The organism is Micromonospora sp. ANENR4 (assembly GCF_015354395.1).
Classification (GTDB): Bacteria; Actinomycetota; Actinomycetes; order Mycobacteriales; family Micromonosporaceae; genus Micromonospora; species Micromonospora aurantiaca.
This window is the reverse complement of sequence record NZ_JADKYQ010000013.1, coordinates 112,514-126,224: the sequence shown is the minus strand read 5'-3', so window position 1 is coordinate 126,224 and position 13,711 is coordinate 112,514. Positions and strand designations below refer to the sequence as shown.

Genomic DNA, 13,711 nt, shown 5'->3' with positions numbered 1-13,711 from the left:
CTCTGACACCGGCGTGAAGCCGGCATTCCGGGCGCCACAACTCCAAGATCGACGGAGGTGTGGAGTGGGGCGTTTCGTCCTACCCGGGCGGCTGCGCTGCCCAGGATGGGGACATGGGGGAAGACGTGGGCAAGCGGGTCGACCGGGTGGTGCTCGGGCTCGGCGTGGCCGGCGTGCTGGCCGTGGTGGCCTGGGGCGTGTTCGCCCGGGGCTCGCTGGCCCGGTTCGGCGAGTCCGGCCTGGCCTGGACCGTGAGCACGTTCGGCTGGTTCTTCGTGGTCGCGGCGGACGCCTTCCTGGTGCTGGCGGTGGTCGTGGCCGCCTCCCGGTTCGGCCGGGTCCGACTCGGGGCCGACGACGACGAGCCGGAGTTCGACACGCTGGCCTGGATCGCCATGATGTTCAGCGCCGGCATGGGCATCGGCCTGGTGTTCTTCGCCGTCGCCGAACCGATCCAGCACTACGCGACGCCGCCGCCCGCGTCCGGCGTCGAGCCGCAGACCGGTGCCGCCGCGGCGACGGCGATGCAGTACACGCTCTTCCACTGGACGCTGCATCCGTGGGGCATCTACGCGATCGCGGCGCTGGCGCTGGCGTACTCGACGTTCCGCAAGGGGCGTGGTAACCGGATCTCGTCCGCGTTCGCGCCGCTGCTCGGGGACCGGACCGAGGGCCCGCTCGGTCGGGCGATCGACCTGCTCGCCGTCTTCGCCACCGTGTTCGGCTCCGCGACCAGCCTCGGTCTGGGCGCGCTCCAGGTGGCGGCCGGCCTGGATCTGGTGGCCGGCGTGCCGGACAGCCGGGCCGTCGAGCTGACGATCATCGGCGCGCTCACACTCGCGTTCGTCGTCTCCGCGTTCTCCGGCCTGCACCGGGGCGTGAAGTGGCTGTCCACCACGAACGTGCTGATCGCGGTCGTGCTGATGCTGTTCGTGTTCGTGGTCGGTCCGACCGTCTACACGCTGGAGGTGCTGCCGGCCTCGGTCGGTGACTACCTGAGCGGCCTGGTGCGCATGTCTACGCGTACCGGGGCGTTCTCCGATCCTGACTGGCTGGGCTCGTGGACGATCTTCTACTGGGCGTGGTGGATCTCCTGGGCGCCGTTCGTGGGCACGTTCATCGCCCGCATCTCGCGCGGCCGCACGGTCCGCCAGTTCCTGATCGGGGTGCTGCTGATACCCAGCGGCGCGAGCACCGTCTGGTTCGCGGTGATGGGCGGGACCGCCCTGCGTACGCAGACCACCGGCACCCGCGATCTGGTGGCGGACGTGGACGCCGGGTCCGAGCAGGGGCTGTTCGGGCTGCTCGACGCGCTGCCGCTGGCCACGCTGACGAGCGTGCTCGCCATGGTGCTGATCGGTCTCTACTTCGTCACCAGCGCGGACTCGGCGTCGCTGGTGCTCGGCTCGCTCAGCTCGCGGGGCGCGTTGCGGCCACATCGCGGGGTGGTGGTGCTCTGGGGCGTGCTGATCGGCGCGGTCGCGGCGGCGTTGCTGCTGGCCGGCGGCCTGGCCGCGCTGCAACAGGCGACCATCCTGGTCGCGTTGCCGTTCGTCGTGGTGATGTTGGGCTTGGCCGTCGCGGTGCTCCGGGAGATGGCCGCCGATCCGATGCTGCGCACCGGGCCCCGGCCCCGCCGCTCCGGCCTGGCCGCCGCGGTGAACGCGGCCCGGTCGTACGAGGAGGAGGAACCGGCCCCCGTCACGCGCTGGTTCCACCGCCCACGCTCCTGAGTGGGGGTACCTCTGTTTGTAGCATGGGTGCTACATTCCGAGGCATGACTGCGGTCGAACTTCCCGGGGCCGTCGCGTCCCCCCGACCGCCCGACGAGGATCTCGTCCTCGACGTGCGGGATCTGCGTATGCGCTACGGCGCCGTCGACGTGCTGCACGGCGTCGACCTGACCGCCCGGCGGGGCGAGGTGGTGGCGCTGCTCGGGCCCAACGGCGCCGGCAAGACCACCACCATCGAGATCCTCGAAGGCTTCCGGCTGCCCTCGGCCGGCACGGTGCGCGTGCTCGGCACCGATCCGGCCCGCGGCGACGAGCGGTGGCGCGCACGACTGGGCGTGGTGCTGCAGTCCTGGCGCGACCACGGCAAGTGGCGGGTACGGGAGCTGCTGGCCCACCTCGGCGACTTCTACGCGCCGTACGCCACCGATCGGATCCCACGCCCGTGGCCGGTGGACGAGCTGCTGGAGACGGTGGGCCTGGCCGCGCACGCCGGCAGCCGGGTGTCCCGGCTCTCCGGTGGTCAGCGCCGCCGGCTCGACGTCGCTGTCGGCATCGTGGGCCGGCCGGAACTGCTGTTCCTGGACGAGCCAACCGTCGGCTTCGACCCGGCCGCCCGGCGCGAGTTCCACGAGCTGGTGCACCGCCTGGCCGACCTGGACGAGACCACCATCGTGCTGACCACGCACGACCTGGCCGAGGCGGAGAAGCTGGCCGACCGCATCCTCATCCTGGCCGGCGGCCGGATCATCGCCGAGGGGTCGCCCGACCAGCTCGCCCGGCGCGTCGCGGGGGACGCCGAGGTGCGCTGGACCCGCGACGGCGAGCGGTACGTGCACGCCACCGCCGACGCCACCGCGTTCCTGCGCGACCTGCTCCGCGAGCACGGCGACCGGATACGAGAGCTGGAGGTGCGCCGGGCCAGCCTGGAGGACGCTTACCTGGCGCTGGTGCACGAGGAGGAGACCGGCATCCGTACCGGCCGGGCCGAGCGGGTGTGGCAGCAGGAGGCGAACCGATGAATCCGACCACCAACGCGCTACGGGCCGGTCTGCGGCGCGGCGCGATCGAACTGCGCGCCACGTTCACAAACGGTCAGGATCTCTGGACCTACTTCTTCCCCACCGTGGTGCTGCTGATCGCCGTGTTCTGGATGCGCGGCTCGACGGTGCCCGGCACCGACTTCTCGCTCGGCGCCCGTACGCTGCCCAGCGCGCTCGGCATGGGCCTGCTCTTCGGCGGCCTGCTCGGGCTGGCCAACCAGCTCGTCATCGACCGGGAGGACGGCACGCTGCTGCGCGCCAAGGCGATCCCGGACGGCATGCTCGGCTACCTGGTCGGCAAGATCGTGCTGGTCTCGGCGGTCGCGCTGATCGGCGTGGTCATCCAGCTCACGCCCGGGCTGTTCTTCCTCGACGGGCTGCGGCTCGGCGACCCCGGCGCCTGGCTCACGCTGGCCTGGGTGGTGCCGCTCGGACTGGTGGCGACGCTGCCGCTGGGCGCGGTGATCGGCTCGCTGGTGGAGAACCCCCGCAACATGGGCCTGGTGGTGATGCCGATCTTCGGTCTCATCGCGCTGTCCGGCATCTTCTACCCGATCAACGGCCTGCCCGGCTGGCTCCAGGGCGTCGCCCAGGTCTTCCCGCTCTACTGGCTAGGCTTGGGCATGCGCTCGGCGCTGCTCCCCGGCGACCTCGCTGCTGTCGAACTCGGCGGCTCCTGGCGGCACCTGGAGACGGTCGGCGTGCTCGGCGCCTGGGCGGTGCTCGGGCTCGTGCTGGCCCCGGTGGTGCTGCGCCGGATGGCCCGCCGGGAGTCCGGCTCGCGGGTCGCGGCCCGGCGGGAGCGGGCCATGCAGCGGGTCGGATGAGAGGGCGTCGATGAGCGAGACCGTGCACAACCGTATCGCGGTGCTGCGCGCCGAACGGGGCATCTCCCGCCGGCAACTGGCCGACGCGCTCGGTGTGCACTACCAGACCGTCGGTTACCTGGAACGCGGCGAGTTCCGGCCCAGCCTGCACCTGGCGCTGCGCATCGCCGCGTACTTCGAGGTGCCGGTCGAGGTGGTCTTCTCGATCGAGCCGTTCCCGCGTATCGGCGACCCCGCGGCGGCCCGCTCGGCCTGAGCCGGCGGGGACGGGCGTGGCCGGCCACACGCCCGTCCCCCCGGCCGCCGGAACGTCGGTCCGGCAGGGCAGGATGTACGCCGAGGGGGTGGCGGTCATGGCGGGGCGGATCCGGGACGAGGACATCGCGCTGGTCCGCGAGCGCACCGCCATCGCGGACGTCATCTCCGAGGTGGTGACGCTCAAGTCGGCCGGCGGCGGCAACCTCAAGGGGCTCTGCCCGTTCCACGACGAGAAGAGCCCGTCGTTCAACGTCTCGCCCGCCCGCAACGTGTTCTACTGCTTCGGCTGCGGGGTCGGCGGCGACGCGATCAAGTTCCTGATGGACGCCGAGCACCTCAGTTTCGTCGAGTCGGTCGAGCGGCTGGCCGCCCGCGCCGGCATCCAGTTGCGTTACGTCGAGGACGACAGGTCGGCGCCGCGTCCCCGGCCGCAGCAGGGGCAGCGGCAGCGCCTGGTGGCCGCGCACGCCGCCGCCGTCGAGTTCTACCGGGCCCAGCTCACCACCGCCGGCGCCCGCCCGGCCCGCGAGTTCCTCGCCGGGCGCGGCTTCGACCGGGCCGCCGCCGAGCGGTACGGCTGCGGCTTCGCCCCCGACGGGTGGGACCTGCTCACCAAGCACCTGCGTCAGCAGGGCTTCACCCACGACGAGCTGGTCACCGCCGGGCTGTCCCGCCCGGCCCGTTCCGGCTCGCTGATCGACAGGTTCCGCCGCCGCCTGATGTGGCCGATCCGGGACATCACCGGCGACGTGATCGGCTTCGGCGCCCGCAAGCTGTTCGACGACGACGACGGCCCGAAATACCTGAACACCCCCGAGACGCCGATCTACAAGAAGTCGCACGTGCTCTACGGCATCGACCAGGCCAAGCGGGAGATCGCCAAGCAGGGCAAGGTGGTGGTGGTCGAGGGCTACACCGACGTGATGGCCTGTCACCTGGCCGACGTGCCGACGGCGGTGGCGACCTGTGGCACCGCGTTCGGCGGCGACCACATCTCGGTGCTGCGCCGGGTGCTGTTCGACAGCGACGAGCGGGCCGGGGAGATCATCTTCACCTTCGACGGCGACGCCGCCGGGCAGAAGGCCGCGCTGCGCGCCTTCGAGGACGACCAGCGCTTCGTCGGGCGTACCTTCATCGCGGTCAGCCCCGACAACATGGACCCGTGCGATCTGCGCCTGGCAAAGGGCGACCTGGCCGTACGCGACCTGGTGGCCCGCCGGGAGCCGCTCGTCGACTTCGCGCTCCGGCACGTGATCAACCGGTTCGACCTGGACACCGTCGACGGCCGGGTCGAGGCCATGCGCCGCGCCGCGCCGCTCGTGGCGAAGATCAAGGACCGGGAGAAGCGCCCGGAGTACGTCCGCAAACTCGCCGGCGACCTCGGCATGGAGATCGAGCCGGTGCAGCGCGCGGTGCTGGCCGCCGCGCACGGGCCGCAGGCCGGTGGCGCGCCCGCAGCACCCGCCCGCTCCGGCCCGGCCGCGCCGAGTGTGGACAGCCCGCGTTCCATGGTGGAGCGGGAGGCGCTGAAGCTTGCGTTGCAGGAGCCGGTCCTGGCCGGCCCGATGTTCGACGCGGTCGAGGCGACCGACTACCAGCATCCGGTGCACCTCGCGGTACGCGCCGCCGTCGCAGCGGCCGGCGGGGCGTCCGGCGCCACCGGCGGCGCGGTCTGGATCGAGCGGGTCCGCGACGCGTGCGACGACCTGGCCGGGCAGGCGTTGATCGGTGAGCTGGCGGTGGAGCCGCTGCGCATCGACGGCGAGCCCGACCCGCGGTACGTCTCGATCACCATGGCCCGGCTCCAGTGGAGTTCGGTCACCGGCCGCATCCGTGACCTGAAGTCGAAGATCCAGCGAGTCAACCCGGTGAGCAACAAGGACGAGTACTTCGCCCTGTTCGGGGAACTGCTCTCGCTGGAACAGCACGCACGGGCACTGCGCGAGCAGGCCGCCGGAGGTTTGTGATGGGTCTGTTCAACCGCCGGCCGAAACTGCCCTCGGCCGACCGGCCGCCGCTGGCCGCCGACGAGCGGGTCCTCGCCTGGGCCGCCGCCGGCACCGGCGAGGGCGGCAACGACGGCGTGCTGGTCGCCAGCAACCGCGGGCTCTGGCTGCCCGGCCGGGTGGACCGCCTCGGCTGGCACGACATCCTCAAGGCGGTCTGGTCCGGCCGGGAGCTGACGGTCACCCCGGCCGAGCCGGTCGCCGAGCGCGACGGCTACCTGGTGGTCGCGGACGGCCTCCCCGAGACTTACCTACTAGTCGACCCGGGTGACCTGCCGCACCAGGTCCGGGCCCGGGTCACCGGCTCGGTGGCGTACACCTCGCACCACGAGGTGCCCGGCGGCTCCGGGCGGATCGCGGCCCGGCGGGTGTCCGGGGTCGACGGTCTGACCTGGACGGTCCGCTACGACCCGGGGACGCCGGCCGACGACGAGGCGGTGACCGCCGAGACCGCCCGGCTGGTCGCGGCGGCGCGGGCCGCCACCGCCCCCGCCGACGCCTGAGGCCTACACCTTGAGGACGTCGACGTCGTAGAGCGGGATGGAGGCGTCGCGGGTGGCCAGGGTCAGGTTCTCCGTGATCGCCTGCGCCACCAGCATCCGGTCGAAGGGATCCCGGTGATGCGGCGGCAGGCGGCCCGCGGTGATGGCGTGGTCGTGGGTCACCGGGAGTTCACGGAAACCCATGTCCCGCACCCGTTCCGCGAGGTCGGGAGGACCGGAGAGCTTTCCCGCCTGCTGCTTGATGGTGATCTCCCAGAGGCTGACCGGGGAGAGGAAGACATCGGGGTCGTGGCGTAGCCGGTCGAGGAACTCGACGCCGAGAGTGGCGTCGCCGGTGATGGCCCAGAGCGCGACGTGGGTGTCCAGCAGCAGGGTCATGCGCCGATTCCGAAGTCGGCGGCGATCTCGGCGTTGGTCTGTGGCGAGTCCCAGTCACCGGAGAGGTCCACCTGCCCGGCGAGGGAGCCGACCGCCGTGCGGTCGGTTCGGCGCACGAGCGGCACGACCTTCGCCACGGGGGTGCCCGCCCGGTCGATGATGATCTCTTCGCCGCGTTCCACCCGCTCGATGATGCGCGACAGGTGGGTCTTGGCGTCATGCATGTTGTAGTGCGCAGCCTCAGCAGACACAGCGCGACCTCCTCAGTTAGCTAAGTACTTAGTTTAGGCACGTGGGCGGGCGCCGTCGAGGAAGAGCGCGACGACCCGGGCGGGTCCGGTCTCGTCGGTGAGGTCGGCCGCGCGGGCCAGGTGCAGGAACGCGTTCATCAGGAACTCCGGGTCGCCGGTGACGGCGCCCTCGGCCTTCGCGTCGGCGAAGAACCGGGTCACCGGCTCCAGCATCAGCGCGACGTAGAGGCCCGACACGTGCTCGCTGGTCCCGGCGGAGACGAGCGGCAGCGTGTCGTAGATGCGCTGCTCGAACGTGATCGCGTCGCCGTGCTGCCCGGCGGCGACGGCGGCGAGCGCGTGCAGCCGGTGCGTCACGTCGCCGGGCTCGGCAAGCGCCGCCGCGATCCGGCCGCCGACGTCCCGGATGTACCGTTCCGCCACCGCGATGTACAGGTCCTCCTTGCCGCCGGGGAAGTGGTGGTAGATGGACGGCTTCTGGATGCCGACGCTGCGGCCCACGCCGACCAGGGAGATGCCCTGGTAGCCGGTCGCGGCGAGCTGCTCGGCGAAGGCGTCCATGATCTGGGTGCGGGTGTCGGTGGGACTCATCGGTTCTTCCTCGCGTGGTGGAGGGCGAGCGCGCAGGCGGCGGTTCCGGCGACGGCGAGGACGGCGACCGCCGTGACGCCGGCCGGAGCCGCGGTGAGCGACGCGTCGCCGCCGAGTTGGCGGGCGGTGTCGACGATATAGGTGAGCGGGTTGACGGTGGCGATCATCCGCATCCAGCCGGCGAGCCGGTCGACCGGCGCGAACACGCCGGTGAAGAACGACAGGCCGAACACGGCGAGCGTGACCAGGTTCGTGGCCGACGCCGAGGCCGACCGGATCGCGAGCGCCATGCTCAGCAGCGCGACACCGAGGCCCAGGGCCAGCATCAGCAGCAGCATGGCGGCGACTCCGGACCAGCTCGCCGGCCGGTAGCCGATCAGCGCGGCCCCGGCGATCGTCACCGCCATCTGGAGGACGACGGCGACCAGCGCGGCCACGAGCGGCCCGACGAGGAACGGTGTGGTGGTGCCGTGGGCGAGCCGGAGGCGGTCGAGGTAGCCGCTGGTGATGTCGCCCAGCACCAGCGTGCCGGCGGCGCCCGCGCCGGTGGCGACGCCGGTGAGCAGGATCAGCGGCAGCAGGAACGCGATGAAGCTCGTGCCGTCCAGGTAGGTGCTGCCCACGGCGTCGAGTTGCCCGGCGTAGACGAGCAGGAAGAACAGGGACTGGGCGACGGGGGCGACGAGCAGCGCGGGCGTCCGGAGCACGGCACGCGTGGAGCGTCTGATCGCCGCGAGGACGACCGGGGCAGGAGAGCGGCGGGGCGGGGCGACTGCCAGCGGGAGCACGGGTTCGGGCCTTTCGGGGTGCGGTGGGGTCTCGCCTCAGCGGGCGGCGAGGGCGACGAAGACGTCGTCGAGGGAGGGCTCGGCGAGATGCAGCCGGGTGATGTCGGCGGCGGCGTCTCCGGCCTCGGTCAGGGCCTTCGCCAGGGCACGCGGGTCGTCGGGCACGCTGAGGCGTACCCGGTCCGGGCGGTCGGGGTCGGCGTGGAACCCGGCCTCCGACGCGGCGGCGAACGCGGCAGCGGCGGCGGCGCCGGACAGGTCGAGCGTGAGCGTGCGGGCGCCGACGCGCTGCTTCAGCGACGCCGGCGGGCCCTGGGCGACCACCCGGCCGTCCCGGAGCACGGCGATGTCGGTGGCGAGCACGTCCGCCTCGTGCAGGTCCTGGGTCGAGATGAGCAGCGACGTGCCGGCCTGGTTGAGACGGGTCAGCTCGGTCCAGAAGTCGATGCGCGCGAGCGGGTCCAGGCCGGTGGTCGGCTCGTCCAGGATCACCACGGCGGGCTCGGCGACGAGCGCCACGGCCAGGTCCAGCTTGCGGCGGGTGCCGCCGGAGAGCTTGGCGACCCGGGTCGAGCGGTGCTCGCCCAGGCCGAACAGGTCGACCAGTTCGCGCGTACGGCGGGCCCGCTCGCGGCGGCCGAGCCCGAGCGCGACGCCCTGGAAGTCGAGCACCTCGGTGGGGGTGGCGAGCGGGTCCAGGGCGTTCGACTGCGGCGCGAGGCCGATCAGGCGTCGGGCGTCCCGCGCCTGCGTGACGGTGTCGAAGCCGCCGACGCGTACCGAGCCGGACGTCGGGGTGCGCAGCGTCGCGATGATCTCCAGCAGCGTGGACTTGCCGGCGCCGTTGTGGCCGAGCACGACGAACCGGCTGCCCGGCGCGACGGTCAGGTCGAGCGCGCGCAGGGCGTGGCGCGTCCCGTAGGTCTTGGTCAGGGCGGTGGCGAGCACGAGCGGAGTCATGCCCACCACCCTACCGACCGGTCGGTAGGGGAGCCAAATCCGGTTGTCGCCCTGCCCACCCACCGTTAGCGTCGCGGCATGTTCGCCACCGACCGGGTCCGCCTGCGTCCCCCCACCCCCGACGACGCGCCGGACCTGTTCCGGCTGCACGCCGATCCGGAGCTGCACCTGGTCACCGACGACGAACCGTTCCTGCCGCACCACGTCGGCCAGGTCCGGGCCCGGCTGGAGAAGCGCGCCGCCGAGCAGCCGGAAGCCGGCGCCCCGGTGTCGCTGCTGGCCGAGACCGTCGCCGACGGCACGTTTCTCGGCACCGGCGTGCTCTGGGGCATCAACGCCTTCAACGGGTACGCCCACCTCGGCATCACCCTGCTCCCCGAGGCGCGCGGCCAGGGCTACGGCACCGAGGTGATCCGGCTGCTCTGCCGGTACGGCTTCCGCAACCGCAACCTGCGCCGGCTGGAGATCGAGACGCTCGCCGCCAACACGGCCATGCGACGCACCGCCGAGCGGTGCGGCTTCGTCCACGAGGGCACCCAACGGGACCGCGAGTACGACGGCGACGGCTTCACCGACCTGGCGATCTACGGCCTGCTACGACGCGACTGGACGCCGTGAGCAGACGCGGTCCCGCCCCGGCGCGGTCGAGGCGGCGCGGTCCCGCACTCAGCCGGTGCGGTAGAACCGTTGCGCGCCCGGGTGCAACGGGATCGGCCGGGTCGACGCGGCGCTGGACCGGTTGAAGTTCGCCGCCTCCGGGTGCACCTGGATCAACTCGCCCTGCCAGGTGAACAGCACCCGGGTAAGGTCGTACGCCAGTTGGTCCGGCATGTCCGCCCCCACCAGGATCACGTTCGCCACCGTGATGGTCGGCGTCGGCTCGGGTGTCCCGTACACCTCCTTCGGCAGCGTCGCCGTGGTGTAGACGGCGCCGAAGCGGGCGCTCAACGGCTCGATCAGCTCGTCGATCGGCAGCAGCCGGAACGTGCCCGGTGCGGACGAGAGCAGATCCTTGACACCGGGGGTGGGCAGACCGCCGGAGAAGAACATGGCGTCCAGGCCCTTGGCCCGCATCCGCTTGACCGTCTCCGGCAGCGACAGGTTGAACCGCTGGATGTCCCGGTTCGGGTCGATGCCACCGGCGGTGAGCAGGCGCCCCGCGATGATGTCGGTGCCGGACTTCGGTGAACCGGTGGAGATGCGCTTGCCGCGCAGGTCGGCGAAGCTGCGGATCTTGCCGTCGGCACGGACGATCACGTGCGTGTAGTTGCTGTAGACCCGGGCCAGCGCGCGTACCGGCTGCGGCTGCTTGTCGAACGCCCCGCGCCCGTCGACCGCGTCCGCCGCCGTGTCGGCCAGGCTGAACGCGATCTCCATGTCGCCGCTCGCCACCCGGGTGATGTTCTCCACCGACGCGCCGGTCGGCTCGGCCCGCGCCTCGTACCCGGGCAGGTGGCGGGTGATCAGGTCGGCGTACCCGCCGCCGAGCTGGTAGTAGACGCCTGTGGTGTTGCCGGTGGCCAGGAAGATCCGCCCGCCGTGCCACGCCTCCGGCGCGGAGTCCTCGGCCGCGCACCCGGCCACCAGCACCGCCGACATCAGCGCGGCGGTCAGCCGCAGCGCGCGGCCGGTCACCGGCGGACCGCCGGTTCCAGCGCCTCCGCCACCCGCTGCACCAGCGTCGCCGTCTCGTAGCCGATCTGGCCCAGGTCGCAGCCGGGAGCGGCCAGCACGCCGAGCAGTGCCCGCTCACCCACCGCCATCACCAGCATCACCCCGCCGTCCATGTCCACGATCTGCTGGCGTACCCGGCCCGCGGACATCAGCCGGGCCGCGCCCACGGTCAGGCTCGCCAGCCCGCTGATCACTGCGGCGAGCTGGTCGACCTGGTCGGGGGAGAGGTCCGGCGAGGACGCCAGCCGCAACCCGTCCTCGGAGACCGCGAGCGCGTGCGAGACGTCCGGCACCTGCTCGGCGAAGTTCGCCAGCAGCCAGTCCAGTCCGGTGGTGGACGGTGAGGTCATGGTCTTCTCCCGTTGGGTGTGGTGTTCGGGGCACGGCGGGTCGCGCTGGCCACCCCCTCGGCGAGGGCGGACAGCCGGGCACGTACCACTTCGGGGTCGAGCAGGTCGGTGGCCGGCGGCGGCGCGGTGGTGTCCGGCATCGGCTCGGGCAGGTGGCCGCCCACCTGCCGCCGGGGCAGCCCGGCGGCGGTGGTCGGGACGGGCGTCGGCGGCACACTCACCGGCCGGATCCGCGCCGTGCTCGGCGCCAGCAACGCGCCACCCGGCGTGCGGACCGCGGCGACGCCACGCACCGGCCCGACGGCCGTGGCGCTGGTGACGAGACTGCGACCGGCGGCCGGCCCGGACTTGAACCAGGCCGCGGCGCGCGGCCGCCGCTCGGCGGCAGGCCGGGACGCCACCGACTCGACCCGGGTCAGCACCGATTCCGGTACGTCGACCTGGGCCACAGTGCCGGTACCGGGGTTGTGCAACTGCACCCGGATCCCGTGCCGGGCGGCCAGATGGGCCACCACGTGCAGGCCCATGCTGCCCGCCGCCGCGCTGGACAGCGTGGCCGGCGCGGCCAGCCGCTCGTTGATCTCGGTCAGCCGGCTCTCGCTGATGCCGATGCCCTGGTCGCGGACGCGCAGCACCAGCCCGTCGACTGTGCGCCGGCCGTCGACGAGCACCCGGGCCTCGGGTGGCGAGTAGACGGTGGCGTTCTCCAGCAGCTCGGCCAGCAGGTGCACCAGGTTGCCGGCCGCCGTGCCGTGCACCGCCGCGGTCGGCACGTCGATCTCCACCCGCGGGTAGTCCTCGATCTCGGACGCCGCTGCCCGCACCACATCGTCCAGCAGCAACGCGCCCTCGTGCCCCCGGCCGGGCTCACCGCCGGCGAGCACCAGCAGGTTCTCCCCGTTGCGGCGCAACCGGGCGGCGAGGTGGTCCAGCGCGAACAGCCGGGCCAGCGCGTCCGGGTCGGTCTCCTCGCGCTCGAAGTCGTCGAGCAGCCGCAGCTGCCGGGTGATGAGCGTCCGGATGCGCCGGGCCAGCGCTTCCGCCATCCGGGTCACGTCCAGCCGCAACTCGGCCTGCTGACCGGCCAGCCGCAACGCGGCCCGGTTCACCGTGTCGAACGCCTCGGCGACCTGCGCCACCTCGTCCCGGCCCCGCCTGATCCCGTCGGTCATCCGGGTCGCCGGGCCCTCCGCCGGGGTCCGCTCGCCCGCCGCGATCGCGGTGATCCGTTCCGGCAGTTCCCGGTTCGCCATGGTCAGCGCGGCCACCCGCAGCCGGCGCAACCGGCGGCTCGTACGGACCGCCAGCAGCACGGCGGTGAGGAGCGAGCCGAGCGCGACCGTGCTCGTCGCGCCGGCGGTCAGCACCGCACGCAACCGGGCCGCCCCGGCCAGGTCCGCCGCGTCCCGGTCCAGCCCGTCGGTCAGGTCCCGGCCGAGCAGGTTGTACCGGCGGATCGCGCCGCTCTGCGCCACGTACCAGGCGTCGCCGTCGATCTTCACCGTGCCCGGCGCGCCGTCGGAGTCGAGAACGGCGTCCCGCATCCGGCGGGCCGTGGTCACGTCGACGCCGTCGACCAGGCGGTACCAGGCCCGGTTCGCCGGAGTGGATGCGATCCGCAGGAACTCGGCCTGCCGCTGCTCCCGGGCACCCCGCAGCCGGCCCAGCCGGGCCAGCTCGCCACTCTGCAGCCCACCGCGGACGAACACCGCCCGCAGCAGGTCACGCTCCAGTGAGGACAGGTGCTCCTGGGCGGCCACCGCTGCGACCTCACGGGCCTGGTTGGCCAGGTCGGCGTCGCGGAGCTGGCTCGGCAGCGCGTCCGCGACCGCGAGCAGCGACTCCACGAGCGACACGTACGCCGGGTCGGCGTCCTCGCCGGCCACCGCCTGTTCCCGGGTGGGCGCGAGCTGATCCAGGCGTCCGCGTGCGTCGTCCAGCACCCCGGCCAGATCCGGGGCGGCCCGGCGCGCGTCTCCCTGTGCCGAGCGGTAGCGCTCCACGGCCGTGTCCACCCGGCGACGCTGCGCGTCCACGAGCGGGCGGCCGGACGTGCCGCCGCGCTGGCGCAACGCGGCCGTCTCGCCCAGCTCGCGTTCCAGCTCGTGCACCAGCCGTACGGTCGCGGTGGCGGTGCCGGCCAGCACGCGGGCCCGGTCGGCGTCGGCGGACGCGTCGAGCGCGGCGCCGGTCTGCGCCGCCCCCAGCACGACCAGGCCGGCGGTGGCCACCAGGATCGGGGCCAGCAGTTGGACGCGGACCGAGCGGAGGCGTCCGGTGCGGTCCGCGGAGCGGTGATGCCGGCGTACGCGAGCCGGGTGGGGCAGCGGCACGGGGGTCTCCGGGTCGGGT

General features: G+C 73.1%; 15 protein-coding genes. 7 read left to right on the top strand and 8 right to left on the bottom strand.

Features of this window, described 5'->3' with window-relative positions; genetic code table 11:
* Positions 1 to 113 precede the first annotated feature (113 nt).
* The 6 genes from IRY44_RS23065 (at position 114) to IRY44_RS23040 (ending at position 6,367) form a co-directional block, all read left to right on the top strand.
* Complete coding sequence (locus IRY44_RS23065) at positions 114 to 1,733, top strand: BCCT family transporter (RefSeq protein WP_194802319.1); 1,620 nt, start codon at positions 114 to 116, stop codon at positions 1,731 to 1,733.
* Positions 1,734 to 1,777: 44 nt separating this feature from the next.
* Complete coding sequence (locus IRY44_RS23060) at positions 1,778 to 2,752, top strand: ABC transporter ATP-binding protein (protein WP_194802318.1); 975 nt, start codon at positions 1,778 to 1,780, stop codon at positions 2,750 to 2,752.
* Positions 2,749 to 3,600: an ABC transporter permease gene (locus IRY44_RS23055; RefSeq protein WP_018787372.1), complete on the top strand. Its 852-nt coding sequence runs from the start codon at positions 2,749 to 2,751 to the stop codon at positions 3,598 to 3,600. The genes IRY44_RS23060 and IRY44_RS23055 overlap by 4 nt, the downstream gene beginning before the upstream one ends.
* A 10-nt stretch (positions 3,601 to 3,610) precedes the next feature.
* The gene (locus IRY44_RS23050; RefSeq protein WP_013287928.1) at positions 3,611 to 3,856 is read left to right on the top strand and encodes a helix-turn-helix transcriptional regulator; all 246 of its coding nucleotides are present in this window, start codon (positions 3,611 to 3,613) and stop codon (positions 3,854 to 3,856) included.
* Between the two features lie 73 nt (positions 3,857 to 3,929).
* Positions 3,930 to 5,825, top strand: coding sequence for a DNA primase (dnaG, locus tag IRY44_RS23045; protein WP_194802317.1), 1,896 nt, complete (start codon positions 3,930 to 3,932; stop codon positions 5,823 to 5,825).
* Positions 5,825 to 6,367 carry a hypothetical protein gene (locus IRY44_RS23040; protein WP_194802316.1) on the top strand — a complete coding sequence of 181 codons (543 nt, stop codon included), beginning with the start codon at positions 5,825 to 5,827 and terminating at the stop codon, positions 6,365 to 6,367. The genes dnaG and IRY44_RS23040 overlap by 1 nt, the downstream gene beginning before the upstream one ends.
* A 3-nt stretch (positions 6,368 to 6,370) precedes the next feature.
* Here IRY44_RS23040 and IRY44_RS23035 read toward each other — a convergent pair whose 3' ends face one another.
* Genes IRY44_RS23035 through IRY44_RS23015 form a run of 5 tightly spaced genes read right to left on the bottom strand, consistent with a single transcriptional unit; the run spans position 6,371 to position 9,335 of the window.
* Positions 6,371 to 6,745, bottom strand: coding sequence for a type II toxin-antitoxin system VapC family toxin (locus IRY44_RS23035; protein ID WP_194802315.1), 375 nt, complete (start codon positions 6,743 to 6,745; stop codon positions 6,371 to 6,373).
* Positions 6,742 to 6,996 carry a type II toxin-antitoxin system Phd/YefM family antitoxin gene (locus IRY44_RS23030; protein WP_194802314.1) on the bottom strand — a complete coding sequence of 85 codons (255 nt, stop codon included), beginning with the start codon at positions 6,994 to 6,996 and terminating at the stop codon, positions 6,742 to 6,744. Before IRY44_RS23030 ends, IRY44_RS23035 begins: the two co-directional genes overlap by 4 nt.
* Before the next feature lie 33 nt (positions 6,997 to 7,029).
* A complete protein-coding gene (locus IRY44_RS23025) occupies positions 7,030 to 7,587 on the bottom strand; it encodes a TetR/AcrR family transcriptional regulator (RefSeq protein ID WP_194802313.1) in 558 nt (185 codons plus the stop codon).
* Positions 7,584 to 8,375: an ABC transporter permease gene (locus IRY44_RS23020; RefSeq protein ID WP_194802312.1), complete on the bottom strand. Its 792-nt coding sequence runs from the start codon at positions 8,373 to 8,375 to the stop codon at positions 7,584 to 7,586. Before IRY44_RS23020 ends, IRY44_RS23025 begins: the two co-directional genes overlap by 4 nt.
* A gap of 36 nt (positions 8,376 to 8,411) precedes the next feature.
* Complete coding sequence (locus IRY44_RS23015; protein ID WP_194802311.1) at positions 8,412 to 9,335, bottom strand: ABC transporter ATP-binding protein; 924 nt, start codon at positions 9,333 to 9,335, stop codon at positions 8,412 to 8,414.
* A gap of 78 nt (positions 9,336 to 9,413) precedes the next feature.
* Between IRY44_RS23015 and IRY44_RS23010 the strand changes: the two genes are divergently transcribed.
* The gene (locus IRY44_RS23010) at positions 9,414 to 9,953 is read left to right on the top strand and encodes a GNAT family N-acetyltransferase (protein WP_194802310.1); all 540 of its coding nucleotides are present in this window, start codon (positions 9,414 to 9,416) and stop codon (positions 9,951 to 9,953) included.
* A 48-nt stretch (positions 9,954 to 10,001) separates the two neighbouring features.
* Here IRY44_RS23010 and IRY44_RS23005 read toward each other — a convergent pair whose 3' ends face one another.
* The 3 genes from IRY44_RS23005 to IRY44_RS22995 are packed head-to-tail and all read right to left on the bottom strand — an operon-like array spanning position 10,002 to position 13,692.
* Positions 10,002 to 10,970, bottom strand: coding sequence for a TAXI family TRAP transporter solute-binding subunit (locus IRY44_RS23005; RefSeq protein WP_194802309.1), 969 nt, complete (start codon positions 10,968 to 10,970; stop codon positions 10,002 to 10,004).
* Positions 10,967 to 11,359, bottom strand: coding sequence for a roadblock/LC7 domain-containing protein (locus tag IRY44_RS23000; protein WP_194802308.1), 393 nt, complete (start codon positions 11,357 to 11,359; stop codon positions 10,967 to 10,969). Before IRY44_RS23000 ends, IRY44_RS23005 begins: the two co-directional genes overlap by 4 nt.
* Positions 11,356 to 13,692, bottom strand: coding sequence for a nitrate- and nitrite sensing domain-containing protein (locus tag IRY44_RS22995; RefSeq protein ID WP_194802307.1), 2,337 nt, complete (start codon positions 13,690 to 13,692; stop codon positions 11,356 to 11,358). The genes IRY44_RS23000 and IRY44_RS22995 overlap by 4 nt, the downstream gene beginning before the upstream one ends.
* Positions 13,693 to 13,711: the final 19 nt, after the last annotated feature.